Raw genomic sequence first — 25,236 nt, forward strand, 5'->3', positions numbered from 1 at the left:
TCCGGTCAATGAGGGGTGGATGCCGCCTTGACGGTGGCGATCCAGGCATCGGTGCGCGCATCCAGCAGTTCCAGCGGCATGGCGCCGCCGGACAGCATCTGGTCGTGGAACGCGCGGATGTCGAACGCGGGGCCCAGCGCTTTCTCCGCGCGCTGGCGCAGTTCCAGGAACTTCAGCTGGCCCAGCTTGTAGCCCAGCGCCTGGCCTGGCCACGCGATGTAACGATCGGTCTCGGCCTGCATGCTGGGCTCGTCTTCCGCCGGGTGGGCATGGAAGAAGTCGATCATCTGCTGGCGTGTCCAGTGCAGCGCATGCACGCCGGTGTCCAGCACGAGTCGATCGGCGCGCAGCAGATCGCCGCTGAGACGGCCATAGTCGTTGTACGGATCCTTGTAGAAGCCCGCTTCCCTGGCCAGCTTCTCGGCATACAGCGCCCACCCCTCGATATAGGCGTTGTACGCGGCCTGCTGGCGGAACGGCGGCAACGGCAGGCCCTGCGCGATCGAGATCTGCAGGTGATGCCCGGGCACGCCCTCGTGATAGGCGGTGTCCTCGATGGTGTACAGCGTGCGCTGGGCGAAGTCGCCGGTGTTGACGAAGACCACGCCGGGGCGTTTGCCGTCCGGCGTGCCCTGGTGGTATTCGGCGCCGGGCGCATCCTTCTCACGGTACGCCTCCACCGCCTGCACCTTCAGCGCCGTGGTCGGCAGGTGGCCGAACAGCTTCGGCAGCTCCGGCTGCATGCCGGCGATATAGCCGCGGTAAAGGTCCAGGATCTGCTCGCGCGAGGTGGCGTAGCGTTTCGGGTCCTTGACGATCGCGGCGCGAAACGCGGGCAGGTCGGCATAGCCCAACTGGTGCGAGATGGCCGTCATCTCGCCCTCGATGCGCTTGACCTCGTCCAGGCCGATCTGGTGGATACGCTGCGGGTCCAGGTCCGTGGTGGTCTGCGTGTGGATGGCGAAGCGGTAGCGCGCCTCGCCGTCGGGCAGCGACCAGATGCCTTCCTGCATGCGCCCGTGCGGCGCGTAATCGTTGGCGACGAAGTCGGCCAGCTTCCGGTAAGCGGGACGCACCTGTTCGTCCACGGCCGCGAGGATGGCCTGCTTCAGCCGTGCCTTGTCCTTCGCCGACATGCTGGCAGGCATAGCGTCCACCGGCTGGCCGAACACGTTGGCCGCGCCGGCCGGTTCGGCGATCTGCCGTGCCTGCACGGACACCTTTTCCAGCAGGTAGCGCGGCTGCATCAGCCTGTCCGTCATGCCTTGCCGCGACGCGGCGATCAGCTGGTCGATAACGCGGGGAATGGCCTTCAGTCGCACCAGGTAGTGGTCGTAGTGCTGCGTGGAATCGAACGGGATGGTCGGCACGAACCCGGGCAGCTGCAGCTGCACGCCGCCCAGCTGGTCCAGCGGCATCTCGTGGTTCTTCAGGCGGATCGCCTCCAGGCGGTCCTTCAGCTCGCGCACGGCCATGGCCTGGCTGAGGCGGCGCTGCTCGTCCAGCTTCGTGACGTCAACCGCTTCGAAGCGCTGAAGGAACGCCGCCGTGGCCTTCCCGTCCACGGCCACGTGGGCCAGCGAATAATCCGTCCAGCGGTCGTTGTAACGGTAGTCGCCGATGGTGGTGGCCAGCTCCGGGCTTTCCTTCAGCTGGTAGGCCCAGCGTTCGGCGACCAGGGCATCGAATGCCTTGGCCGGACCGGTCGGCGCCTCGGCCGCCTGGGCGGGAACAGCGGTCGCGGCGATCAGGCACGCGAGCAACACGCCGCGAGCGGCCGGGAAACGAATCATGCGATACCCCCTTCGGTGGAACGTCACGCAAACGGTTGGTCGATCGACGGCGACGGCGCGGTGAACCAGGCGCCGCCGTCGTCGGTCACGTAGAAATGATCTTCCAGCCGGATGCCGAAGCGCCCTGGGATGACGATCATCGGTTCGTCGCTGCAGCAGTTGCCCGGCGCGAGCGGCGCCTGGTTGCCACGCACCAGATAGGGTGCTTCGTGGATGGCCATGCCGCAACCGTGTCCGGTGCGGTGGGGCAGACCGGGCAGGCGATAATCCGGACCCAGGCCGCCGGCCTCGATCACGCGACGTGCCGCGGCATCCACGTCGGCACAGGCCACGCCGGGCCGCACCGCGTCGAAGGCGGCCTGTTGCGCGGCGCGCTCTAGATCCCAGATGCGCGACTGCTCGGCATCCGGCGTGCCGAAGACATAGGTTCGGGTGATGTCGGACTGGTAGCCCGCCACGCTGCACCCGGTGTCGATCAGCACCACCTGGTCCTGTTCGAGGTATTGCTCGCCGGGCACGCCATGCGGGAAGGACGTGGCCGTGCCGAACTGCACGATGCAGAAGGTGGAGCCGTTGTCCGCGCCGAGCGCGCGATGCGCGGTGTCGATGAAGCGCTTCACCTCGCCCGCGGCGATGCCTTCCTGCAGCATGCCGGCGGCCAGGGCCTGCACCTTCAGCGTCATCGCCGTGGCCTGCTTCATCAGCCCCAGCTCGGCGGGCGACTTGCAGGCACGGCAGCCATCGATCACCGGCGTGGCATCCACGATGTCGCGTGTGCCCAGCGCGGCGGCCAGGCCGGAGAACACGCCGAAGGGTGCCGCCGGGTCGAGCGCCAGCGTGCGTGCGCCACGCGATGCCATGCACGAGGCAACCAGCGCGTGCGGGTCCTCGTGTTCTTCCCAGAACAGCATCGGCAGCGGATGCGCCAGTTCGGCCTGCAACGAGCCCTCCTCGAAGGCCGGACAGATCAGCACCGCATCGCCCTGCCGGGGCAGCAGCATGCCGACCAGACGTTCCGTGGCGCCCCAGGGAATACCGGTGAAATAGCGCAGCGACGTGCCCGCGGTGACCAGTAGCGCATCGGCTCCCGTGGCCTCCAGCAGGCGCTGCGCACGCGCCAGCCGGCCCAGGTATTCGTCGGTGCCGATGCGCGGGGCGAGCGCGGTCCACGGCATGCACGCGGCACGCGCACGTTCGATACCCAGGTGTCCGATCTGTGCGTTCATGCGTCGGCTCCCACGTCGGCGGTGGTCCAGCGACCGTCGATCCGGCGCTGCACGCCGCCGGGGTTGCGGTCGCGCAGGTCCGCCGGCAGCAGCGCGTCGGGGACGTTGTCGTAGCTGTGCAGCGCGGTGAAGCGATGGATGGCCGCGGGCATGCCGACGGCGGTGAACCCGGCATGGCTGGTGGCGGGGAAGGGCCCGCCATGGTTCATCGCGGCGCTGACCGCCACGCCGGTGGGCATGCGGTTGGCGATCAGACGACCCACGCGCGGCCGCAGGTGACGTGCGATGGCTTGCCATAGCGCGTCGTCGCGGCCGTCGGCCGCGCGGTAGAGCGTGCCGGTGAGGTTGCCCTCGAACGCCTCCGCCACGCCAGCGAACGCCACGTCGTCGTCCACGCGGACCAGCAGGCTGACCGGGCCGAACGCCTCGGCCTGCAGGGCACGTGCATTCTTCAGGAACGCCTCGGCGTGCACGCTCAGCAGCGTCGGCTGGAAACGGTAGCCGGCGTCCTTGCCGGGGCCTCCGCCGGCGAGCACGGTCGCGCCGGCCGCGGTCAACCCGGCGACGGCGCGGCTCAGGCTGTCGAGGACACCCCGGGAAAACAACGGCCGCGGCGCGGCGTCGGCGAAACGACGCGTGGCCGCGGCGACGAAGGCGTCGCCGGCGGCACCCGCCGGTACCACCACGATGCCGGGGTTGGTGCAGAACTGGCCGCTGCCCATGGTGCAGGAGGTGAAGAACGCCTCCGCCAGGGCATCCGCACCCTCGGCCAGCGCGCCCGGCAGCAGGAACACCGGGTTGACGCTGGACATCTCGGCGTAGATGGGCACGCCCGCCGCATCGGCGGCCTGCTTCAGGGCGAGGCCACCGGTACGACTGCCGGTGAAGCCGATCGCGCCCAGACGCGAATCGCCCGCCAGGGCCGCGCCCGTCGCGTTGTCGAAGTGGTAGAGCAGCTGCACCGACGCGGGCGGCAGGCCGGCTGCCTGCACGGCATCGCGCGCGATCTGCGCCAGTCGCCGCGAGGTGGACGGGTGCGACGGATGCGCCTTGGCGATCACCGGGTTGCGGGCCGCGATGGCGGACGCGAAATCGCTGCCGGCCACGGCGTTGAAGGCGAAGGGGAAGTTGTTGGGCCCGAACACCAGCACCGGCTTGCCCAGCGGCGCGCGATGCGCACGCAGCCCGCTGGCCGTATCGATCGTGGCATCGCTCCAGGCCTGCTCGCGCACCGCGCGTGCCGCCTGGCGCAACTGGCCGCTGGCGCGGGGCAGTTCCACCGAGCGCAGGCGCGGCTCCGCCGGCAACGCCGTCTCGGCCGTGGCCAGCGCGACCAGCGTCTCCGCGTCGGCGTCGATGCCCTCGGCGTAGCGCTCGAGGAAATCGGCGATGCATTCCGGCGGCAGCGCCGCGAGGTCGGCGGCAACCGAGACGGCGGCCACGAGGGCCGCCTCCGCATCCGCCGCGCCACTGATCGGGAAGGCCGGCCCGATCGCTTCACCCCGCGTGGGATCCTCGGCGCGGAACGTCCCGGTGGGCGCATCGGCCGCGCGCCACCGTCCGCCGATCAGTACCTGCGGCTGGTCGCTCATGGATCAGAGCCCCGGCCGGGTGGCGATCGCGTGGTCGATCACCTTCATGGCGTATTCGCGCTCGGCACCGACTACCGGCAGGCGCGGGGCGCGTACGGTTTCGCTGCCCATGCCCACGCGCGCCTGTACCAGCTTGATCAGCTGCACGAAGGTGGGCACGGTATCCAGGCGCAGCAGCGGCAGGAACCAGGCATACAGCGATTCCGCCGCCTTGGCGCCACCGTCGCGGGCCAGCTCGAACAGCTTCACCGATTCCGCCGGATACGCGTTGACCAGGCCAGCCACCCAGCCCACCGCACCCATGCTCACGCCTTCCACCAGCGCATCGTCCATGCCGACCAGCAGCTGCAGGCGATCGCCCACGAGCGCGCGGATGGCGGCGAAGCGACGCACGTCGCCCGAGGATTCCTTCACGGCCTGCAGGTTGGCGTGCTGGCCGGCCAGTTCGGCCATCTGCTCGGGCGTGAAATCGGTCTTGTAGGCCACCGGGTTGTTGTAGAGCATGCAGGGCAGGTCGGTCGCGGCGATCACGGCCTTGGCGTGCGCGCTCATCTCGCGCCAGTCGGTCGAGTACACGTACGGCGGCAGCACCATCAGGCCGGCGCAGCCGATGGCCTTGGCTTCCTTGGCAAGGCGAACGGCCTCGTCGGTGGACAGCGAGGCGATGCCCGGGATCACCGGTGCGCGGCCGTCGAGGGCCTTGACCAGCGTGCGCAGCACCGCCGTCTTGTCGTCGAAGCTCAGGGTGGCCGCTTCGCCCAGCGAACCGAGCGGTACGATGCCCTTGCAGCCGGCGTCGATCATCTGCACGGCATGCTTGGCGAGGAAGTCGTGGTCGATCTGGCCGTCGGCCGTGAACGGGGTGGTGATGGCGGGAAGGACGCCGTGCCAGAGGGATGTGTTGCTCATGTGGATGTGCCTCTCAAGGTGAAGGTAGGGAACAGGAAAGGTCCGGCTCGCCCAGGGTGGACAGGCGAGCGGGAAAGAGCGGGGGGCGCGGATCGGTGCGCAGGCCATGGCCCAGTTCGGCGAGCGCGGCGCCGCAGATGCGGCCCTGGCACGCGCCCATGCCGCAGCGGGTGGCGAGTTTGGCGCTGCGTGCGTCGGTATGCGTGCGCACGGCGCCCAGCGTGACGTCCTCGCAGCGACAGACCAGGGTGTCGTCGCGGGCCAGGTCCCGCACACGCGGCGACAACGTGAAATGCCGCTGCAGGTGTGTGGCAAACGCGCGGGCGTGATCGCGTCGGCGTAGCAGCGCGTCGGGCACGCGGGCACCGGCGGCGGCGAGCCCGGCGATCTCGCCCTCCAGGCAAGCGCTGTCGCGTCCGCCGATACCGCAGCTTTCGCCGGCGGCGAAGGTGTCGTCACGGCTGGTGCGCTGGTAAGGGTCGACGACGATCCGGGGATGCACCTCGTTATCGCCGACGCGCGTCGCACAACCGAGTTGTCGGGCGAGGGCCAGGTCAGGCACCAGTCCGAAGCCGGCGGCCAGCACGTCGCACGCGACATGCCGCGTGCCATGGCCGTCGTCGATATCGGCGGCCACCAGCGCCTGCTCGCCTACGGCGGCGGTGACCACGCTACCGGTGTGATAGCCCACGCCGCGCAGCGACAGGCGCAGCGCGGCGGCCTGCGTGGCCTTGCCCGGCCAGCGCCAGAGCCCGCGGGCGAACGCGTTGATGGCGGCGGCCGGTGCCTGCTCATGGATGCCCAGTACGATGGCGCCGTGCCGGTGCGCGGTGGCGGCGGCGGCCAGTAACAGTGGACCGCTGCCGGCGATCAACACGCGCCGTCCGCGCAGGGCCCAGCCCTGTTTCAGCAGCGCCTGCAGACCACCGGCGCCGACCACGCCGGGCAGCGTCCAGCCGGGAAACGGCAGCAGCAGTTCGCGGGCGCCGGTGGCGACCACCAGCGAGCGGAAAGGCAGCAGGTAACCGCGCCGCGGGTCCTGCAACAGTAACTGGCCGGGTTCCGCGGCGATCACCTGCGTCTCGGGCAGCCAGGTCACGCCGCGCGTGGTCAGCGCGCCGTCGATGCTGCGCCGGGCCATGGCCGGGTAGCCGTACGCGATGTCCTGCCGCCAGACCTGTCCACCAGCCGCGGGCTGACTGTCGATCAGGGCCACGCGGTGTCCGTGCGCGGCGGCGGCGGTGGCCGCGGCCAGTCCGGCCGGGCCCGCGCCCACGACGGCGATGTCGAAGCGGTCATGCATCGGTATCCACCCTCATGCCCTCGCGCACGGTGACCTGGCAGGCGCGTTGCTGCGCCAGGCCGTCGATGCCCACACGGCACTCGAAACACACGCCCATGCCGCACACGGCGGCGCGATGTTGTCCGCCGACCGAGCGGCGGAACGGCCGTTCCAGGCCGAGCAGCGCGGCGGCGACGCTGATCCGCTCCGGCACCTCGACCGGCAGGCCGTCTATCACGATGCGTACATGCCCGCTCATCGGGCCACCCGCGCGGGATCGTAGGGCGAGGCATCGATGGCCGTGGGGCGTCCGAGCAGCCGGTCGATCAGCAGCTGCGCGCTGCCCAGCGAGGTGGTGACGCCCAGGCCCTCGTGCCCGGCGGCCACCCATGTGTCGGTCATGCCGGGAACACGGCCGAGGTAGGGCAAGCCATCGACGCTCACCGGACGGAAACCGGTCCAGATGCGCACGGCCGACAAGTCGCGCAGGAAGGGCAGGAAACGGAAACTGCGCTGGAGCATGCGCTGCACCATGGCCATGGAAACGCCGGCGTCGGCCGCATCGTATTCGCGCGACGAACCGATCAGGATCTGGCCCGTGGGGCGCGGCTGCACGTTGAACGCCACGCTGGCCGCATCCGCACCGTGGGCGCTGTCCGCGTAGCCCAGTTCGAGCAGCTGGTGGGTTACCTTGCCGGCATAGCGGTCGGTGATCACCAGGTGGCCCTTGCGGGCACGGATGGGTAGCGTCGGCAGCAGCTGTGGCAGGGCACACCCGGTGGCGACCAGGACGGGGCCGCGCAGCGTGCTGCCGTCGTGCAGCACCACCCCTTGCGGATAGAGACTGGCGGCCGTCTGCCGGTGCAGCATGGCGCCCGCGCGCAGCGCACGATCGACCAGGTGGCGCGCGACCGCCGGCGGATACACCACGGCTTCGTTCGGAATGCGCAGGCCACCGGCCAGGCCGGGCGCCAGGGCGGGCTCGTGTTCGTAGAGCGCGCGGGCGTCCAGCGGCTCGGCCTGCACACCGGCCGCGAGGAGGCGATCGAGCTTGTCCGGGATGCGCGCCAGTTCGTCGTCGTTGCTGGCCACCCACAGGGTGCCGCAGCGGCTGAACTCCGCGCCCGGCAGGTTGGCGAAGGCGTCCCACAACCCCAGCGAATAGCGGGACAGGGCGAACTCGGCCGGATCGTCGTCCATGGCAACCAGGTGTCCCATGGCCGCCGCGGTGGCGCCGCCGCCGATCGCGCCGGGCTCCACGATGGCGACGCTTAGCCCGGCCGCGCTGGCGCGTTCCGCACAGGCGGCACCGACGATGCCGGCACCGATCACGATCAGGTCGAACGTGCTCACGCGGCGCCGATACCCCAGGCCAGCGGGTCGGCCTCATCGATCAGCAGGGTGCCTTGCATCGTGACATGGGCACTGCCGGTGATCCGGGGCAAGACGCCGCGCTCGCCGTGCCGGTAGGTGGCCTCGAAGACGCTGCCCAGGATGCCTGCCTGATGCCAGACCTGGCCCGGATCGAGCTTGCCGTCGGCGGCCAGGCAGGCCACCTTCGCGCTGGTGCCGGTGCCGCACGGCGAACGGTCGTAGGCCATGCCCGGGCAGAGGACGAAGTTGCGTGCGTCGTTGCCGCCCTCGGGGTCGTGGCTGTTGAGTTCGATGTGATCGATTTCCTGACCGCCCGCACCGGTGATGCCGGCGTGCTCCAGGCTGGCGCGGATGGCTTCGGTGTACGCGGTGAGCCCGCGCTGGTTGGCCAGCGTGAGCGGCAGCGGCGTTTCGCCCGTGATGAAGAACCAGTTGCCGCCCCAGGCGACGTCACCGGTGATGCTGCCGTAGCCCGCGACATCGACCGACACGCTGCGGCGGTGACGGTAGCTCTCGACGTTTTCGATGGCCACGCGGCCGTCGTCGAGCAGTTCGACGCCCACCATGCCCACCGGCGTTTCCAGGCGATGGCGCCCCGGCGCGATGCGGCCCAGGTGCTGCAAGGTGCGTACCAGGCCGATGCTGCCGTGTCCGCACATGCCCAGGTAGCCAACGTTGTTGAAGAAGATCACCCCGGCACAGGCCGTGGGATCGGTCGGCTCTACCAGCAGGGCGCCCACCATGGTGTCCGAGCCGCGCGGTTCGCAGGCGATCGCCTGCCGCCAGGTGTCGTGTTGCGCGCGCATGCGCTGCAGTCGCGCGGCCAGCGGGCCGTCGCCGAGATCGGGAAAACCGGAAAGAACGACACGCGTGGGTTCGCCGCCGGTGTGGGAGTCGATGAAGTCGATTCGATGCATGGGTCCATGCTCACCGGGCAGCCCCTGTGGCGTATAGAAAGCTTTGCTATCGGCAGATGCGGAATTTTGCATAATTGGCTGCAAGTTCGGCAAGCCGTGCCGAGAATGCCTGTTTCCTTGGCTTTCGCGGCGCGAAGCGGTTTATGATGCATCGCGCCATGGTCCATACGGTCCTGAAACCCGTGCGCAGCTGTGCCGAAGGAGCATCCTTACCATGAAGATTTCCGCCGATGAACTCGAGCCGTTGTTCGATGCGTTGCCCGATGTCGTGTTCTTCGTCAAGGACACCGAAGGCCGGTACACGCATGCCAACCTGACCCTGGTCCGCCGCCTCGGCCTGAAGCAGCGCAGCGAGGTGATCGGTCGCGGCGTCACCGAACTGTTTCCCGCGCTCATGGGTGGGTCTTACGCCGCACAGGATCGCCGGGTGCTCGCCGGCGAAGTGATCGAGAACCAGCTCGAGGTCCACATCTTCAGCAACCGGGCGCCTGGCTGGTGCCTCACCTGCAAGCGGCCGGTGTCCTCGCGCGGCGAGATTCGCGGCGTGATCGGTATCTCGCGCGATCTGGGCCTTCCCGACGGCAAGCATCCCACGTACGAGCGGCTGCGCCGCGTGCTCGGCTACATGCAGGAGCACTACGGCGAAGGCGTGCGAATTCCCGCGCTGGCCGAACTGGCCGGGTTGTCGGTCGCGCAGCTGGAGCGGCATTTCCGCCGGGTGTTCCAACTGACCCCGCAGCAGGTGCTGACCAAGTTGCGTATCGAGGCGGCCATGCGCCTGCTCGGCGGCGACGACAACGTGGCGTCCATCGGCATGGCCTGCGGCTTCGTGGACCAGAGCGCCTTCGCCCGGCAGTTCAAGGCCACCGTGGGCATGACCCCGAGCGAATACCGCGCCGTGGCGGCCCTGGCGGCACCGGCGCGCAACACGCGGGGCGTAACGAACTCCGCCTGAAAAGGTCGCGCGTCAGGCGGCCGGCTGGGCGTCCATCCAGCCCCGCATGAAGGTTTCCAGCGGGACGCGCGGCGGCGGCGTCAGTCCCGCCTCTCGCGCCACTTCCATCGCGGCTTTCAGGAATGCCTGCTTCGCCTGCGCGGAGGCCTGCCGTGCGGCAGCCTGCTTCTGGCGCAGCTGCACGGTGTGCGCGGATGGCTGGCCCGGGCGGGCGAACTTCTGGTAGCGACGTAACTCATCGGCCGCCAGCGCCGTGTCCGCGGCCGCCTTGTCCACGGCGACACGCGCCGCGACGAGTTTCGTGTACCACGCGCTGTGCGGCGGCGGGGTCGGTGCTGTGGTCATGGCGAGTCCTGTCGAAGGCGACGGGTGAAGACCTCGCCGTGGCCGCTCAGCCATTGCGCGATGTCCTTGAGGATGTGCTGGGACGGAAACACGCGGCCATGGCAGGCCACGGTGATCGCCAGCGCTCCCAGGCCCAACAGCAGCGCGACGTGGCGACGTCGTGGCGCCGGCAGCTCGGCCCGAGGCGCCACGCCGCGCACGAACCACGCCATGACCGCCACGCCGAGTACCGCGCCGAGCACGACTTCCGACGGGCTGTGCACCTTCAGGGCCAGCCGCGATACGGCAACGGCCACACCGAGGCACGTGGCCAGCGCGATGGCGCCGCGGCGAACGAGCAGCGCCCCATCGCGTGCGAGCAAGGCGGCCAGCGAGGGCCAGACCAGCAGCGCCAGCGTGGTATGCCCGCTGAAGCCCGTGTAGTCGAGTTCGGCGGGGCCGACGCCCCAGCCCATGAAGAGCAGCTTGGACAGGCAGACGATGCCGCCGGCGAACACCACCGCGACCGCCCATCGCCGCGCATCGCGCACGCGCAACGGCGGCACCAGCAGGCACAGGCCCATCCAGGCGATCAGGGGGAGCAGCAGGGCGCTGTCGCCGAAGGCGGTGATGGCGTGCCACGGGTTCATGCCATGCCTTCGCGTATCGCTATCATGTCGGTTGCGTTCGTCGCCACGGCGTCGTCCAAGCCACGGAGTATCGCAGCACCCATGTTCGAACGGATACTGATCGTCTGCGTCGGCAACATCTGTCGCAGCCCCATCGCCGAGTACGTGCTGCGCACGCGCCTGGGCGATGGCCATCGTACGCGGGTGGAAAGCGCGGGCCTGGGCGCGCTGGTCGGTCATCCCATGGACGCCACGGCGCGCCAGCTGCTGCACGAGCACGGCATCGACGGCGATGCGCATCGCGCGCGCCAGGTCGATCGTGCGCTGCTGCGGCCCTACGACGTCATCCTGGCGATGGAGAAGCGGCATGTGGCCGAACTGGGACGTATCGCGCCGGAGGTCAGCGGCAAGGTGTTCCTGCTCGATCGCTGGGGTGAGGGGCGTGACATTCCCGATCCCTATCGCCAGCAACGCGAAGCCTTCGAACATGTATACACACTGATCGACGCGTCCGTTTCGGCATGGTTGCGCTATTTGTGACGCGTGCCGTGACGGGTGTCATTTTTCGGCACGTTCGCCTCGTGTAAGGTTTTCGATGCACCCCGGTCGTCCCCCTGTGGGCGCCGGCTCCACGGTCAGTGTTGTCCTGCATCGCTTCGGCGCCCGCGCGCCGAAAACCGACCTCTACCCGACGGACCCGCCACTGATTTTGGAATGCCCCCCGACCCAACGCGCGAGCGTCGCGCCACGTTTTCTGCATGCCGTCGTCTGCGCCCTGACGCTTTGGCTGGTGGCCGGTTGCTCGACGGTATCGGTCGGCAGCGTCGAAAGCCTGCGTCTCGCGTTGCACGGCGGTACCGTGGATGCCACGCCGGCCTCCGTGGCCGCCTCGCCGTATTTCCAGTTGCAGGTGGACGCGCCGTCGGGCCGGGCCATCCTGATCCTGGCGAACACGGCGCATGGCGTGCTCGGCTGGTACGGCGTGGGGCACGACATCGTGTTCACCCGTGACGGCCTGGTTACCCGTACGGTCGGCCTGCCGCAGAACCTCGACGCCTCCGTGTTTACCGGAGCCGATCCGTTCCACGATGGCTTGCATCGCCTGCACGGCACGACGCGCTACACGCGCCGCATGGACTGGTCGCCGGGCTACCGTTACGGCGTCGTGCTGGACGGGCAGCTGGTGCCCGGCGACCTGGAAGACGTGACGATCCTGGACACCGTGCGCCGGCTGCGGCGCGTGGATGAAACCCTGGTGGGGCAGGGGATCCATCTGCACAACCGCTACTGGGTCGACCCCGCGGACGGCTTCATCTGGAAAAGCCGCCAGTACGTGGCCCCGGACTACCCGCTCGAGCTGGTCCAGTTGCGGCCGTATCGCGAGTCGGCCCCGTGAGGCGCTTCAGTTTGTCCGACCGATCTTTTGTCGTGCGGTGGGTGTTCGCCGTCGCTTTCGCTGTCGTTGTAGCGTTTGCTTTCGGCTCGGCGCAGGCGCAGGAGCCGTCTGCGCAGACGATACGGGTGACCGTCGACGGCGCCGTGGGCCGCGCGGGTACGGCCGTCTATCCGGCCAGTGCACGGCTGGCCGACGTGGCCCTGGCGGCGGATATCGCGCCGGATGCCTACCTGCTAGGTGCCGCCTGGTTGCAGCCCGGCCTGCGTCGCGAGCAGGTGCGTCTGCAGGCCGGCCTGGTCTACGAGCTGGGCGCGATTCGCCGCCAGGCCATGGCGCGGGGCGAGGACATCCTGTCGATACGCGCCGCGGCGTTCCAGGCCTGGCTTGCGGCGTTGCCGGTCACCGGCCGGCGCGCGCCGGTATCGCTGGATGCCGCGCGGCTGGAAGTCACCCCGGAAGACAACCTGCCGGTGCACCACGGCGACAGGCTCGTCTATCCGCGGCGTCCGTCGGACATCCATGTGGTGGGCGCCGTCGATGCGCCGTGCCAGTTGCCACAGGTGGCGCTGCAGGATGCCAGGGCCTACCTGCGGGCATGCGCGATATCTCCCGCCGCGGACCCGGACACGATCTTCGTGGTGCAGCCCGACGGCGCGGTGTTCGCGCAGAACATCGCCCTGTGGAATCGTGACGCGCCGCGTCCGCTGGCGCCGGGCGCATGGATCTACGTGCCCTTCGACCGCAAGGCGATCGCCGGCGCGGCGGACGACGCGTTCGATCGCGAGGTGGCGGCGTTCCTCGCCACGCAGTGGCCGGACGACGGGGACCACCCGTAGTGCGCTTGGCAGCCGCTTCCCGCCGCGGTCTCCGCCGCGTCGCGTCGTACGGTGGTCGCGCCTTGCGGCTGGGCGTGCTGGCGGGCGTCGCCTCGGCGGCGAGTGCGCAGGAGGTCTACACGCAAAGCGACTTCGGCGGTGTCGGCCTGATGCAGTCGCCTGCCGCACGGATGGCGCAGGAAGGCGAGTTCAGTTTCGTGCTCAGTCGCACCACGCCCTACACGAACTACAACGTGTCCCTGCAACCGCTGCCGTGGCTGGAGGGCTCGTTCCGCTACACCAACGTCAGCAACCGGCCGTATGGGCCGACGTACCTGAGTGGCAGCCAGACCTACAAGGACAAGTCCATCGACGCCAAGGTGCGCCTGCGCGAAGAGAGTCGCTGGCTGCCCGCGGTGGCCGTGGGTGCCCGGGATATCGGCGGCACGGGGCTGTTTTCCAGCGAATACATCGTGGCCAGCAAGCGCGCGGGGCCGTTCGACTTCAGCCTGGGCCTCGCATGGGGCTATATCGGCAACCGCGGCGACATCGCCAACCCGCTGGACTTCATCAGCGACAAGTTCGACACCCGCCCCAACAGCGGCACGGGGGCGACGGGCGCGCTCAGCATCAACAAGTTCCTGCGCGGGCGTCCGGGGTTCTTCGGCGGCGTGGAGTATCGGTCGTCGTGGCGCTGGCTGGTGCTCAAGGCCGAGCTCGACGGCAACGACTACAAACACCAGCCGCAGAACAACAACCAGCCGCAGCGGTGGCCCGTCAACCTGGGCGCCGTGTTCCGCCTGAACGGCAACGTGGACCTCACGCTGGGCTACGAGCGCGGCCACGTCGGCACCGCCGCGATCAACCTGCACAGCAACCTGGCCACGCATGTGGACCCGCCGAAACTGTCCGACCCGAAGCCGGAGGCCGTGGCGTACACGAGCGCCCCCGTGCGCGCATCTTCGGAGACGCCGGCCGCGCTGCCGGACGACAAGGCCGCAGACGCCGGTGCGCCCGAGCCCGCGCGCCGCGCGCCCGCGCAGGTGGACTGGGCGGAGATGGCCAACGCGCTGGGCAACAACGCCGGGATCGATGTGCGCAGCATCGGCCGGCGTGGCTCCGAGCTGGTCATCCACGGGCAGCAGGATCGCTTCTTCTACGCGGCGGAAGGCGTGGGACGCGCGACGCGGATCGTCGACAACCGGGTGGACGGCACGATCGACTGGGTCACCGTATCCGCCGAGCGCAGCGGGCTGGCCACCGTGGACACCAGCGTGCACCGGCCCCGTTTCCTCGCACTGCTCGATCACCGGCTGGACCTGCCCGACTTCCGTCGCAGCGTGGAACAGGACCCGGTGACGGCGCGCGACGAGGAGGTGCTGTACCGCGCGCCGCTGCGACGCTTCACCGGCGGCACGTCGCTCGGTTACCAGCAGAACCTGGGCGGCCCCGACGCTTTCGTGCTGTACCAGGTGTACGCCGCGGCGTCGGGCACGTTCAACGTGACGCGTCACCTGTGGGTCGACGGCGTGCTCTCGGTCAACCTCGCCAACAACTACGATACCTTCCGCTACGACGCGCCGAGCAACCTGCCGCGCGTGCGCACCGACGTACGCCGTTATCTCACCAGCTCCGATGTCACGGTGCCGAACCTGCAACTTACCGGCACGCGCAAGCTGGGCCAGGATCTCTACGGCCTGGCTTACGCCGGCATGCTGGAAAGCATGTATGGCGGCGCCGGTGGGGAAGTGCTTTACCGGCCGTTCGGCCAGCACTGGGCGATTGGCGCCGACCTGAACTGGGTGAAGTCGCGTGGCTTCCGGCAGGACCTGTCGTTCCGCAACTACCACGTGATCACGGGCCAGGCCACGGGTTACCTCGATACCGGCTATCACAACGTCACCGTGGCGGTGAGCGTCGGGCGCTACCTGGCGGGGGACTGGGGTACCACCGTGGACGTGTCACGGCAGTTCGCCAACGGGGCCCGCATGGGCGCGTTTGCCACCATCACCAACCAGTCGGGCAACGCCGGCTACGGTGAGGGCAGCTTCGACAAGGGCATCTACGTGTCCATTCCCTTCGACCTGCTGCTGCCGCGGTCGTCGCGCAACCGTGCCACCTTGCTGTGGCAGCCCCTGCAGCGCGACGGTGGCGCGCGCCTGAACAAGCGTTACACGCTCTACACGTTGACCAACGACCTGGACAGCGATCTGTTCGACAAGAACCTCGGCAGGATCGCCGAGTAGGGCGGGCCGAGCGCGCGGTGGCGCCGGCCCGTCCTGGTTCAACGTTGCAGCGAACGCCCCCGCCCGATGCCGTAGTACGCGATGCCGGCGTCCTCGACGGTGGCGGGATCGTAGAGGTTGCGACCGTCGAAAATCGCCGGCGTCTTCAGCATGGCCTTCACGCGGGCGAAATCCGGGCTGCGGAAGGCCTTCCATTCGGTCAGCAGCACCAGCACATCGGCGCCTTCCAGGGCGTCGTAGGCACCCTGGCACAGCACCAGGTCGTCGCGCTGGCCGTAGATGCGCGTGGTCTCGTCGCGGGCTTCCGGATCGAAGGCACGCACGCGGGCGCCTGCTTCCCACAGCGATTCCATCAAGCGACGGCTGGGTGCCTCGCGCATGTCGTCCGTGTTCGGCTTGAAGGACAGGCCCCACAGGGCGATCGTCTTGCCGGCGATATCGCCCTCGAAGTGGCGCAGCAGGTGCTCGAACACGCGGTGTTTCTGCGCCGCGTTCACCGCCTCCACCATGGCCAGCAGCCGCGCGTCGTAGCCATGGCCGCGGGCAATGCGTTCCAGCGCCTGCACGTCCTTGGGAAAGCACGATCCGCCGTAGCCGGCGCCGGGGTAGATGAAGTGATAACCGATGCGCGGGTCCGCGCCGATGCCCTGGCGGACCAACTCGACATCCGCACCCACACGCTCGGCAATGTTGGCGATCTCGTTCATGAAACTGATCTTCGTCGCCAGCATGGCGTTGGCGGCGTATTTGGTCAGTTCGGCGGAGCGTTCATCCATCACCACCATGCGGTCGTGGTTGCGGTTGAAGGGGGCGTACAACTTGCGCAGGCGGGCCACGGCGCGCTCGCTGGACGAGCCGACCACGATGCGATCCGGACGGAGGCAATCCTCCACGGCATCGCCTTCCTTGAGGAACTCCGGGTTGGAGACCACGTCGAAGTCGATCGCCGCGCCGCGCGCCGCCAGCGCGTCCGCGATGGTCGCGCGGACGCGGTCGGCGGTGCCCACCGGCACGGTGGACTTGTTCACGACCACGGCATAGGCGTCGATATGCTCGCCGATGGTGCGTGCCACGCTGAGCACGTATTTCATGTCCGCACTGCCGTCTTCGTCCGGCGGCGTGCCCACCGCGATGAAGATCAGTTCGCCATTGGCCACGGCAGGCGCGGGATCGGTGGTGAAGTCGAGCTGCCCGGAGGCGTAGTTGCGCGTGACGATGGGTGCCAGGCCCGGCTCGTAGATAGGCACGACGCCTTGCCTCAGTCCCTCAACCTTGGCCTGGTCCACGTCCACGCACACCACGTGGTTGCCCATCTCGGCAAGGCACGCGCCGGTAACCAGTCCCACGTAGCCCGTGCCGAATATTGTGACCTTCATGGATGTCGCCTTTAGACGTCTGGATGGAGCGGAGCGGGCAGCATCAGAGCTGGCTGGCCCGGTCCAGGTTGTATGTCGCGCTCGCCGCGTTGCTGACCAGGCCGGACAGCGGCAGCAGCTGGCTGATGAAGCGGTTCCAGCGGGTGATGCCGGCCGGCCCGACGAAGATGACGTCGCCCGGCTTGACCGAGAACTGTGCCGCCACGGCGAAGGCCGCGGGCGAGGTGTTGTCCAGCTGATAGATGGTCGCCGGGGCTTTCTCCATGTCTTCCACGCCGCGGATGACGTACACCGATCGTCCGTTGGCGCTGCTCTGGTTGAGTCCGCCCGACCGGCCCAGTGCCTGCGTGAGCGTGAGGTCGCTGGTCTTGAACGAGATAGCCTGGGGCCGTAGCACCTCGCCGATCACGTAGGCCTCGTGACGGTCGTTATAGGGCAGGTAGATGCTGTCGCCGCCCTTCAGGTACACCTGCTTGCCGCCGTCGCGCGAGCGCGACAGCGCGTCCAGGTCGATATGGTATTCGTGGTCGTCGCGGCGGAGCACCACGTCGGAGAGGTCGGCCAGCTCGGCGTTGACACCGGCGCTGCCCACCGCCTGGGTGAGGGTGAGCGGCGTCACGGTGATGTTCTGCGGCTCGGTGCGCACGAACGCGCCACCGAGCGTCACGCGCTGGCTGGCGTACGCGATGATGCTGATATCGACCTGCGGTTTCTCCACGTATTTCGTCAGGCGATCGGTGATCGCCTGACGCAGTTCCTCGACGGTCAGCCCAGAGGCCTTGAGCAATCCGACGTACGGGTAGAACAGCGTGCCGTCAGGGCGCACCATGCGACCGTTGGCACCTGTCTGCTGCTGCGAGCCCGCCGGGGAAGTGAGTTCGGGGTGCTCCCACACCGTGATGTAGAGCGAATCGCCGGGCCCGATGCGATAGGCATCGGGCTGGTAGGACGTGAGTGTGGGGTCGATGGCGGGCGCGCTTGCCGTGGCGCGATCCATCGCGATCAGCTTGGGTGTGATGGGCACCAGCTGGTAGCGGCTACCCGTGGCGCTCTGTTTGTCGTTCAGTTCGCCTGTTTTCATGTGCTGGCCGGGCGCGAGTATGCAGCCGTTGAGCAACAGGCTGCATCCCGCGGCACCCAGCGCAAGCAGCAGCCTCAACGCGTGCCGCCCGTGCCACCCGAGCCGCCGGTACCCCCGGTGCCACCGGTACCGCCCGTGCCGTCGTTGCCGGTGCCGCTGGTGTTGTTCGCGGCAGCGCCGCTGACGGCGCCCATGGCGGCGGTGCCTGGCCCGACGCGCGCCGGGGCGATCGCGCCGCGCGACGCTTCACGTGCTTCGTCGGGACGCGCCACGCGCGGTGGCGTGGCGTCGGCGGGCCGTGCGTTCGGTGGAGTGGTCGGCGGTCGGTCGGTACGTTGGCTCTGGGCCCAGACAGGAATCGCGACGGCAAGTATCGCGCTGGCAAACAGCAGACGTCTCATGGTCGTCATCTCCGGTGATGTGAAGCGATGCGTGCACGCATGCATGCATCGCGAAGGCAGGGTTATTCACTGCCAACTCGCAAGGAAGTGCAAGGCAATCGGCTGAACGTGCGTTATCGAAAATTCTTTTTGTGACACGACCCGCAAATCGCATGATCTTGCATTGCCGTCAAAATTCTGGCGGTGCAGCATGGGGTCATCGTTACACACACACTGCGAAGTGTTGAGTTGGCGGCCCCACGGGAATGTCGTGGGCCGACCGTCACGTGTTGGGCCGCTACGTGTCCCTGGAGGGACAACGCGATCCCACGGGGGGCACGTACCTGGGCACGCCGATGAAACGGCGATCATCGTGTCGAAATAGGGTACCTGTCATGCAACTGTCCAAATTCAACGCGTTAGTGGATCTCGAGCTCCGCGTGAGCGATCCCGTCTGCGCCGTGTCGGCCAGTTTCCTCGCGTACTACCTGCGCTTCGGCACGCTGGCCATGACCAGCCTGTACTCGGTGGCCCTCGTCATCCTCCTGTTGTCCACGCTGACGGCGTCGGCCGTGTTCCGCGTCTATGAGCAGCCCATCGGGCAACGCCCCATCGGCCAGTATTGGCGCATCGCAGCATCGTGGTCCATGGCGTTCGCCGTGCTGCTTGCGATGGGCTATCTGTTGAAGGTCAGCGAGCTGTACTCGCGTGGCTGGGTATCGCTGGTGTTCGCGCTCGGACTCGCTTTCATGGCAGTGGTGCGCCTGGTCGCGTACCGCGCCACGACCCGCCTGCACGAGCGCGGCGTGGGTATCAGCCGTTGCCTGCTGATCGGCGCGACCGACTCGGGCATCCATATGATCGAGCAGGTCGAAGCCAATCCCGCGCTGGGGATGAAGATCACCGCGTACGTGCGTACCAGTTACGACAACGGTGTGCCGGCAGACATCCCGATGGCCGGCTCGCTGCTGGAACTGGACGAGGTGCTGGCCTGCCGCGACTGGGACCAGGTGCTGGTGGCGTTGCCGGTCGGCGCCAACCGCGCCATCAATTACGTGCTTGACCGCATGGAGCAACACGTCATGACGGTGAAGTTCGTGCCCGACATGCTCGGGCGCCAGCTGATCAACCACCGCATGGAAGACGTGGCCGGCGTGCCGCTGGTCACGCTGCGGGAAAGCCCGCTGCTGGGCAATGCATGGCTGTTGAAGGATATCGAGGACCGCGTCATCGCCGGCACCATCCTGCTGATGATCGCGCCGCTGATGCTCGCGCTCGCCGTGGGCGTGAAGCTGTCCAGTCCCGGTCCTGTCCTTTACCGCCAGCGCCGTGTCGGCCTGGACGGCAAGGAATTCGAGATGATGAAATTCCGCTCCATGCCCGTGGACATGGAGAAGAACAAGACCGTGCAATGGGGCGGTGCGCAGAACAAGACGGTGACGCGCTTCGGCCGATTCATCCGGCAGACCAGCCTCGACGAGCTGCCGCAGTTCCTCAACGTGCTGCGCGGCGACATGTCCATCGTGGGGCCGCGCCCGGAGCGGCCGATGTTCGTGGAGAAGTTCAAGGGCGAGATCGCCGGCTACATGCACAAGCACATGGTGAAGGCGGGCATTACCGGCTGGGCGCAGATCAACGGCTGGCGCGGCGACACCGACCTGGTCAAGCGTATCCAGCATGATCTTTACTACATCAACCACTGGTCGTTGGGCTTCGACCTGCGCATCATTTTCCTTACCCTGTTCAAGGGCTTCGTGCACAGCGAGGCTCCTCCCGCGTCCTCGGCACCGGGAAAGCCCGCGTTGTCGACCGTTACGGCCGCCGTGGAGGAATCGCGTTGATCCCGCCACGTTCGTGCCGCTTGCCCCTCGAATCAGTCGGAACGGTCGCGTGAAGCTGCTGATCTGCGGCGGGGCGGGCTATGTCGGCTCGCACATGGTGCGCTACCTCACCGGCCAGGGACACGAGGCGGTCGTCTACGACGATCTTTCCACGGGTCACCGCCAGGCGGTGCCGCGCGAGGTGGCCTTCGTCCATGGCGACATCGGCGACGCTGCGCGCCTGGCGCGCGTATTCGCCACCCAGCGCTTCGACGCGGTCATCCACTTCTGCGCCAAGTCGCTGGTGGGTGAATCCGTCGGTGAACCCTATGCCTATTACCGGAACAACGTGGCCAACACCCTGGTGCTGCTGGGCGCGATGCGCGATGCGGACGTGGACCGGCTGGTGTTTTCCTCCACGGCTGCCGTGTTCGGGCATCCGCAGGCCGAACGCATCGACGAGTCGCACCCCACCGCGCCGATCAATCCGTACGGGCAGAGCAAGCTGATGATCGAGCACGTGCTGGCTGATGCGGCGAAGGCCTATGGTCTGCGCTCGGTCGCCTTGCGCTACTTCAATGCGGCCGGCGCCGATCCACAAGGCACGATCGGCGAGGCGCACGAGCCGGAAACCCACCTGATCCCCAACGTGCTGAAGGCGGTGCTGGGTCAGGGCGCGGCGTTGAACGTGTTCGGCGACGACTACGCCACCCGCGACGGCACCTGCGTGCGCGACTACGTGCACGTGAACGACCTGGCCTCGGCGCACCTTTTGGCCATCGAATACCTGGCCGGGCAGCCCGGAGCGCACCGCTTCAACCTCGGTAACGGCGAGGGCTTCAGCGTGCGCGAGGTGATCGCCGCCGCCGAACGCGTGACGGGAAAGGCGGTACCGCACACCATTGCGCCACGGCGTGCGGGCGACCCGGCCACGCTGGTTGCCTCCAGTGCGCTGGCTCGTGCGGAACTGGGCTGGGAGCCGCGGATGGTCCGCCTGGACGATATCCTGGCCAGCGCATGGCGCTGGCATCGCGAGCCGGCGTTCGGGTAGCGCCCTATGCCGCCAGCCGACCGATCCGCGCCAGCGCGTCGGACACCGGCTTGCCTTCGACGAAGCACTCGCGAACCAGCGTGTTCACCTGGTCCAGCGTAGGCCGGTAGCGGCGGAATCGCGCCAGCAGCGCGGCGTCACCCGCGGCCGCACGCATCCGCCCGGGCGCGGCGTCCTGCGGCGTATCGGTGTATACGGCGTTGTCGCCCAGCCGGGTCTGGGTGGCCAGGGCCATGTCCATGCCCGGCGACCGCGCGGCCACGATGATGTTGTCGTGGATGGCGGTGTCGTCGGGCACGCCTTGCCAGCGCGTGGCCTTGAACACGGTGACTTCCGCGTCGGCGACGGGCTTGTCCGGGATGATGATGATGTTGTTGTAGATCCGGCTGCCGGCCACGGGGCCGGAGAGGCGCAGCGAAGCACTGTCCGTGGCGCGCAGTGCGTCGTTGATGCTGACGTTGAAGCGCACGACGGTGCCCGTGTTGCCCACGGCGGAGGCGTTGCGCCCGTCGTTGCATACCAGCGCCATGCCACCGACGTTGTCGTGGCTGTAGTTGTACTGGATGACCGTGCCGCGGCAGTTGAAATCCGCGTCGTACGCCTGGCCGTCGGCATGGGCGCGGTGGTCGCTCACCTCGTTGTACTGGATCAGCGTGTCGTCGCAGTCGAACGGCCAGATGCCGGCGGCGGCTTCACCGCGTGGCAGGGCGCCGCACTGGCTGACCGCGTTGCGCTCCACGATCGCGCCGGTGCAGCCCTTGACCAGGATGGCGTCGCCGGGCACGCCGGCAAGGCGGTTGCCCCTGACCACCACGCCGGTGGCAAGGCCGGATCGGCGGCTACCCGCGCCGAGGAACAGGATGCCGTCGCGGCCACAACGCTCGATGCGGTTGTCGGCGATGGTGAGGTCCTGGTAGCGGGTGGGGGTTTGCTTGCCCAGCGCCTGCACGAGGATGGCGCTGCCGCCGCCGTCTTTCTTGACCAGGCTGCCGTTGACGTCACGCAGGTAAAGGTCTTCCAGCACGATGCCGTGCACGACACCCGCATCCTGGTGGAACAGGTGTAAGGCGGTCCGGCGTGGTGCGGGCTGCGCGCCGGTATTGGATATCTCCAGGTGGCGTAGCTCCCAGTATTCGACGTTTTGCAACCTTACCGTGGACGGGCTGTCGCCGTCGGCGTGCAGATGAGGCAGGGCGCCGTCGCCATAGGCATCCACGGTGACCGGTGCGCCAGCGCGGCCGGAGCCTTTCGGCAGGAAGGCGCCGGGGTAGTCCCCGCCCCTACGAAAGAGGATGCGGTCGCCCGGGCCGAATCGCACCTGGTTCAACCGTCGCAGGCTGCGCCAGGCCTGTGCGGGGGTGGAGCCGTCCCGGCCGTCCTCGCCATCGATCCCGTCGATATGGAACACGCCACCCGTGGTGGCCGCGCGCAGCGGCGGCAGCGGCAGGAGCGCACAGGCGCCGGCCACCCAGGCCGAGCCGCGTAGGAAGGTGCGACGGTCCATGGCCATGTCCCTCAGCGCCGTTCGTCGAGCGTATAGCGATACACCCCGCCATGCTTCCGCAGCATGTAGGCGAAGCCGGCCAGGTGCCTGAGCGCGAGGCGCGAGAACTTGCGCGTGCGCCGCTTGTAGTCGTGTACGACGGAAATGCGCCGGCAGTAGTAGTTGCGCAGGCCCAGCTTGCGTGTGCGCACGCAGAACTCCGCATCCTCGGGGCCGAAGAAGATCCGGTCGTCGTAGCCCATCAACAGGGCGGCCACCTTCTTGGTGAAGGTCTGGTTGGCGCCCAGCACGTAGTCCACCTCGAGCGGATCGTCGGCATCGTCGAACGCGGTATCCACCATCAGGTGGCGGTCCAGTTCGCGCTGGACGAAGCCGAGCTTGCGTGTGGCCGGAATGCGGGCGGCGATGGGCTGGAAGAAGCGGGGAAACCGGCGGGTGGAATCCTGGCGCGTGCGATCGACGTTGAGCAGTTCGAATCCCACCACGCCCGCGTCGGGGTGGGTCTGGAAGAACTCGTCGACGATGCTGCCGGGATCGGCGGTCAGGAAGATGGTGTCGTTGTCCAGCGTCATGCAATACCGGCCGCGGGCCAGGAACAGGCCGCGGTTGCGCGCGGGGCCCACGCCGTAGTTGCTGTCCAGCGGGAAATAGCGCACCTGCGGCAGCGTCGCGACGAATTCGGCGCTGCCGTCACGTGAGCCGTTGTCCACGACGATCACCTCGTCGCGCTCGAAGTCCAGCTTGTCCATCAGCGAGAGCAGGCAGCGTTGCAGGTTGTCCTTCTCGTTCCAGGTGATGATGACGATCGACAGGCGCACATCGGCCTCGCTCATGACGGTGCTCCAGCGTGGGGCGGGGTGGAAACGGAGGGTGCGGCGCTTGCACGCATCGACGACGGGGTGATGACCGCATTGGCCTTCACCACGAAATGGTCGGGGATGACCACCGGGCCGAAGATGCAGGCCCCGGTGCCGATGGTGACGTTGTCGCCGATCACGGGCGCGCCGTCGCCGGGAAAACGGTTGCCGATGCATACCCGCGCATAGAGGGTGCAGTTGGCGCCGATGGTGGTCTTGCCGTTCACGATGATGCCGAAGGCATGGTAGATCACCAGCCCCGGACCTATGGTGGCGGTGGTCGGCAGGTAGCACTTGAAGACGAATTCGGCCAGTTTCTCCAGCACGCGCAGCGGTACATGCAGCACCGTGCCGCGCGCGCCGGCCAGCAGCCGGTAGGTCAGGATCACCCAGAACGACTGGTCCAGCATCCACCAGGCCAGGCTGCGGTACCCGGGCAGTGAGCGGAGCCGGCGGACGTCGGCGCGGAAAGCGTCAAGCATGGGAAGGGTCCATGGAAGGTTCGGCGGGCGATCGGTCGGGACGTTGCACGCGCGCCTGCAGGTGCCGCTTCGCTTCCGTGCGTTGCGCGGCGCGCCGCAGGTCGGCACGCGCGTAGAACATGCCCACGAAGAACCAGAAATACGCCTCGTAGCCGCTGAACTCGATGCAGGCCAGCATGAGGTAGCACAGCAGGAAGAACTTGATGTTGCGCTGCGGGCCCTCGGTACGGGTGAGTAGGATCTGCGCGCCCATGGCCAGGAACAGCAACAACGACTGCACGCCACCTTCGAGCAGGAACTGCAGGTAGATGTTGTGGACGTTGTTCTCCACGAAGGTCAGCCCGGACAGTTGCTCCATCACCGGCACGCCGTTGCCCACGCCGTAGCCGAGCAGGTTGTGCTCCAGGGCGGTGCCCGCGCTGTTCCACAGGGCCAGGCGCCCGACATTCTTGTGTTCCAGCTGGGTCTCGGCCTGGAGGTTGAAGCGGTCCAGCACCGGGATGTCGATCACCGACGAAAGCACCAGCCCGACCAGCAGCACGGCCATGGCCACGCCGAAAAACGTGAAGAAGTAATAGTGGCGCGACTTGCGGGCCTGGAAGCAGGCGATGCCGATCGATACCGCGGTGCCCACCAGCCCTGCGCGCGACAGCATCATGCCGCTGGTCAGCAAGGCGATGCCGGCGGCGATCGGGTAGGCGCGGGTGCCCAGCAGCAACAGCGAAAGCAGGGCCAGCAGGCTGGCTTCGATATTGCGGCCGCCGGTGGACATGTACAGGATGCTGGACGCGCCTTCGGTGCGCGCGTAGACCGCGCCCAGGCTGCCCGCGTAGACCAGATCGCGCAGGATGACGAAGGCGAGGCAGCAGCCCAGCATCCAGGTGAAGATCCGGCGCAGTTCCACGTCCTGCAGCTTGCGGCCGAAGACCACGCCGAGGAAATACGCCGCCGCCACGAACACGATCAGCGTGGAGCGCAGGCCGCCGCCGTAGGTGGCCCCGGCGGCCAGCGCGGTGGCGGCCATGGTGACGATGAAGGCCGTGGCCGGGTTGAGTTTCAGGTAACGCGCGGCGGGAAGGTAGAGCACCGGCATCAGCAGGAGCAGCAGGTGGTAGACGTTCACGTGCGACTTGCTGCTGGTGCTGTGGCCCAGCGGCACCTGCACGAATAGCATGGCCATCAGCACGATGGCGGCACCCCGGGTCTTGTGGATCGCGATGGCCATGC

24 protein-coding genes are annotated in these 25,236 nt (G+C 68.2%); 7 read left to right on the top strand and 17 right to left on the bottom strand.

All coding sequences use genetic code 11. The features are described 5' to 3' along the window. Nucleotides 1-5: 5 nt before the first annotated feature. From FA89_RS13430 to FA89_RS13465, 8 genes are read right to left on the bottom strand one after another with little or no spacing between them, the layout of a single operon-like run. A complete protein-coding gene (locus FA89_RS13430; protein WP_036141134.1) occupies nucleotides 6-1,793 on the bottom strand; it encodes a DUF885 domain-containing protein in 1,788 nt (595 codons plus the stop codon). A 23-nt stretch (nucleotides 1,794-1,816) separates the two neighbouring features. Further along, entirely contained in the window at nucleotides 1,817-3,019 is a 1,203-nt protein-coding gene (locus FA89_RS13435) for a M24 family metallopeptidase (protein ID WP_036141137.1), read from the bottom strand. Beyond that, entirely contained in the window at nucleotides 3,016-4,611 is a 1,596-nt protein-coding gene (locus tag FA89_RS13440; protein WP_036141142.1) for an aldehyde dehydrogenase family protein, read from the bottom strand. Before FA89_RS13440 ends, FA89_RS13435 begins: the two co-directional genes overlap by 4 nt. 3 nt (nucleotides 4,612-4,614) lie before the next feature. Further along, entirely contained in the window at nucleotides 4,615-5,520 is a 906-nt protein-coding gene (locus tag FA89_RS13445; protein WP_036141146.1) for a dihydrodipicolinate synthase family protein, read from the bottom strand. Nucleotides 5,521-5,533: 13 nt separating this feature from the next. Then, nucleotides 5,534-6,823: an FAD/NAD(P)-dependent oxidoreductase gene (locus FA89_RS13450; RefSeq protein ID WP_036141149.1), complete on the bottom strand. Its 1,290-nt coding sequence runs from the start codon at nucleotides 6,821-6,823 to the stop codon at nucleotides 5,534-5,536. Continuing rightward, on the bottom strand, nucleotides 6,816-7,061 hold the full coding sequence (locus tag FA89_RS13455; RefSeq protein ID WP_036141152.1) for a (2Fe-2S)-binding protein: 246 nt from the start codon (nucleotides 7,059-7,061) through the stop codon (nucleotides 6,816-6,818). The genes FA89_RS13450 and FA89_RS13455 overlap by 8 nt, the downstream gene beginning before the upstream one ends. Then, complete coding sequence (locus FA89_RS13460; protein ID WP_036141156.1) at nucleotides 7,058-8,155, bottom strand: FAD-dependent oxidoreductase; 1,098 nt, start codon at nucleotides 8,153-8,155, stop codon at nucleotides 7,058-7,060. Before FA89_RS13460 ends, FA89_RS13455 begins: the two co-directional genes overlap by 4 nt. Then, nucleotides 8,152-9,093 (bottom strand): 4-hydroxyproline epimerase, encoded by a 942-nt coding sequence (locus FA89_RS13465; protein ID WP_036141159.1) that lies wholly within the window; start codon nucleotides 9,091-9,093, stop codon nucleotides 8,152-8,154. Before FA89_RS13465 ends, FA89_RS13460 begins: the two co-directional genes overlap by 4 nt. A 214-nt stretch (nucleotides 9,094-9,307) precedes the next feature. On the opposite strand from FA89_RS13465, the gene FA89_RS13470 reads away from it, so the two are divergent. After that, the gene (locus FA89_RS13470; RefSeq protein ID WP_051938752.1) at nucleotides 9,308-10,048 is read left to right on the top strand and encodes an AraC family transcriptional regulator; all 741 of its coding nucleotides are present in this window, start codon (nucleotides 9,308-9,310) and stop codon (nucleotides 10,046-10,048) included. Nucleotides 10,049-10,060: 12 nt separating this feature from the next. Here FA89_RS13470 and FA89_RS13475 read toward each other — a convergent pair whose 3' ends face one another. Together FA89_RS13475 and FA89_RS20230 are read right to left on the bottom strand one after the other, a co-directional pair. Next, on the bottom strand, nucleotides 10,061-10,393 hold the full coding sequence (locus FA89_RS13475) for a hypothetical protein (protein ID WP_051938753.1): 333 nt from the start codon (nucleotides 10,391-10,393) through the stop codon (nucleotides 10,061-10,063). Then, nucleotides 10,390-11,022, bottom strand: coding sequence for a phosphatase PAP2 family protein (locus FA89_RS20230; protein ID WP_036141161.1), 633 nt, complete (start codon nucleotides 11,020-11,022; stop codon nucleotides 10,390-10,392). The genes FA89_RS13475 and FA89_RS20230 overlap by 4 nt, the downstream gene beginning before the upstream one ends. A gap of 81 nt (nucleotides 11,023-11,103) precedes the next feature. Here FA89_RS20230 and FA89_RS20235 point away from each other — a divergent pair, with 81 nt between their 5' ends. The 4 genes from FA89_RS20235 to FA89_RS13500 all read left to right on the top strand — a co-directional run bounded on the left by FA89_RS20235 (nucleotide 11,104) and on the right by FA89_RS13500 (nucleotide 15,458). Further along, nucleotides 11,104-11,541: a low molecular weight protein-tyrosine-phosphatase gene (locus FA89_RS20235; protein ID WP_036141163.1), complete on the top strand. Its 438-nt coding sequence runs from the start codon at nucleotides 11,104-11,106 to the stop codon at nucleotides 11,539-11,541. Between the two features lie 55 nt (nucleotides 11,542-11,596). Beyond that, nucleotides 11,597-12,397: a YjbF family lipoprotein gene (locus tag FA89_RS13490; protein WP_081916566.1), complete on the top strand. Its 801-nt coding sequence runs from the start codon at nucleotides 11,597-11,599 to the stop codon at nucleotides 12,395-12,397. Between the two features lie 125 nt (nucleotides 12,398-12,522). Beyond that, nucleotides 12,523-13,233, top strand: coding sequence for a capsule biosynthesis GfcC family protein (locus tag FA89_RS13495; RefSeq protein WP_051938755.1), 711 nt, complete (start codon nucleotides 12,523-12,525; stop codon nucleotides 13,231-13,233). 5 nt (nucleotides 13,234-13,238) lie between these two features. Next, nucleotides 13,239-15,458 carry a YjbH domain-containing protein gene (locus FA89_RS13500; RefSeq protein WP_240003898.1) on the top strand — a complete coding sequence of 740 codons (2,220 nt, stop codon included), beginning with the start codon at nucleotides 13,239-13,241 and terminating at the stop codon, nucleotides 15,456-15,458. Between the two features lie 38 nt (nucleotides 15,459-15,496). Here FA89_RS13500 and FA89_RS13505 read toward each other — a convergent pair whose 3' ends face one another. The 3 genes from FA89_RS13505 to FA89_RS19295 are packed head-to-tail and all read right to left on the bottom strand — an operon-like array spanning nucleotide 15,497 to nucleotide 18,316. Next, nucleotides 15,497-16,834, bottom strand: a complete 1,338-nt coding sequence (locus FA89_RS13505; RefSeq protein ID WP_036141166.1) for a UDP-glucose dehydrogenase family protein — start codon at nucleotides 16,832-16,834, stop codon at nucleotides 15,497-15,499. 43 nt (nucleotides 16,835-16,877) lie between these two features. Continuing rightward, a complete protein-coding gene (locus tag FA89_RS13510) occupies nucleotides 16,878-17,993 on the bottom strand; it encodes a polysaccharide biosynthesis/export family protein (protein ID WP_036141169.1) in 1,116 nt (371 codons plus the stop codon). Then, nucleotides 17,990-18,316 (bottom strand): hypothetical protein, encoded by a 327-nt coding sequence (locus tag FA89_RS19295; protein ID WP_051938757.1) that lies wholly within the window; start codon nucleotides 18,314-18,316, stop codon nucleotides 17,990-17,992. The genes FA89_RS13510 and FA89_RS19295 overlap by 4 nt, the downstream gene beginning before the upstream one ends. A 374-nt stretch (nucleotides 18,317-18,690) precedes the next feature. Between FA89_RS19295 and FA89_RS20640 the strand changes: the two genes are divergently transcribed. Then, on the top strand, nucleotides 18,691-20,136 hold the full coding sequence (locus FA89_RS20640) for an undecaprenyl-phosphate glucose phosphotransferase (RefSeq protein WP_051938758.1): 1,446 nt from the start codon (nucleotides 18,691-18,693) through the stop codon (nucleotides 20,134-20,136). 49 nt (nucleotides 20,137-20,185) lie between these two features. Beyond that, on the top strand, nucleotides 20,186-21,166 hold the full coding sequence (galE, locus tag FA89_RS13525; protein WP_240003899.1) for a UDP-glucose 4-epimerase GalE: 981 nt from the start codon (nucleotides 20,186-20,188) through the stop codon (nucleotides 21,164-21,166). A 4-nt stretch (nucleotides 21,167-21,170) separates the two neighbouring features. Here the strand turns inward: galE and FA89_RS13530 are convergent, their stop codons facing one another. Genes FA89_RS13530 through FA89_RS13545 form a run of 4 tightly spaced genes read right to left on the bottom strand, consistent with a single transcriptional unit; the run spans nucleotide 21,171 to nucleotide 25,234 of the window. Beyond that, nucleotides 21,171-22,670 carry a right-handed parallel beta-helix repeat-containing protein gene (locus tag FA89_RS13530; RefSeq protein WP_185754354.1) on the bottom strand — a complete coding sequence of 500 codons (1,500 nt, stop codon included), beginning with the start codon at nucleotides 22,668-22,670 and terminating at the stop codon, nucleotides 21,171-21,173. 11 nt (nucleotides 22,671-22,681) lie between these two features. Then, nucleotides 22,682-23,503: a glycosyltransferase family 2 protein gene (locus FA89_RS13535; protein WP_036141174.1), complete on the bottom strand. Its 822-nt coding sequence runs from the start codon at nucleotides 23,501-23,503 to the stop codon at nucleotides 22,682-22,684. Beyond that, entirely contained in the window at nucleotides 23,500-24,009 is a 510-nt protein-coding gene (locus tag FA89_RS20240) for a serine O-acetyltransferase (protein ID WP_051938760.1), read from the bottom strand. The genes FA89_RS13535 and FA89_RS20240 overlap by 4 nt, the downstream gene beginning before the upstream one ends. Continuing rightward, nucleotides 24,002-25,234: an O-antigen ligase family protein gene (locus FA89_RS13545; protein WP_036141177.1), complete on the bottom strand. Its 1,233-nt coding sequence runs from the start codon at nucleotides 25,232-25,234 to the stop codon at nucleotides 24,002-24,004. Before FA89_RS13545 ends, FA89_RS20240 begins: the two co-directional genes overlap by 8 nt. Nucleotides 25,235-25,236 lie beyond the last annotated feature (2 nt).

Origin of the sequence: Luteibacter sp. 9135, assembly GCF_000745005.1 — a bacterium.
Classification (GTDB): Bacteria; Pseudomonadota; Gammaproteobacteria; order Xanthomonadales; family Rhodanobacteraceae; genus Luteibacter.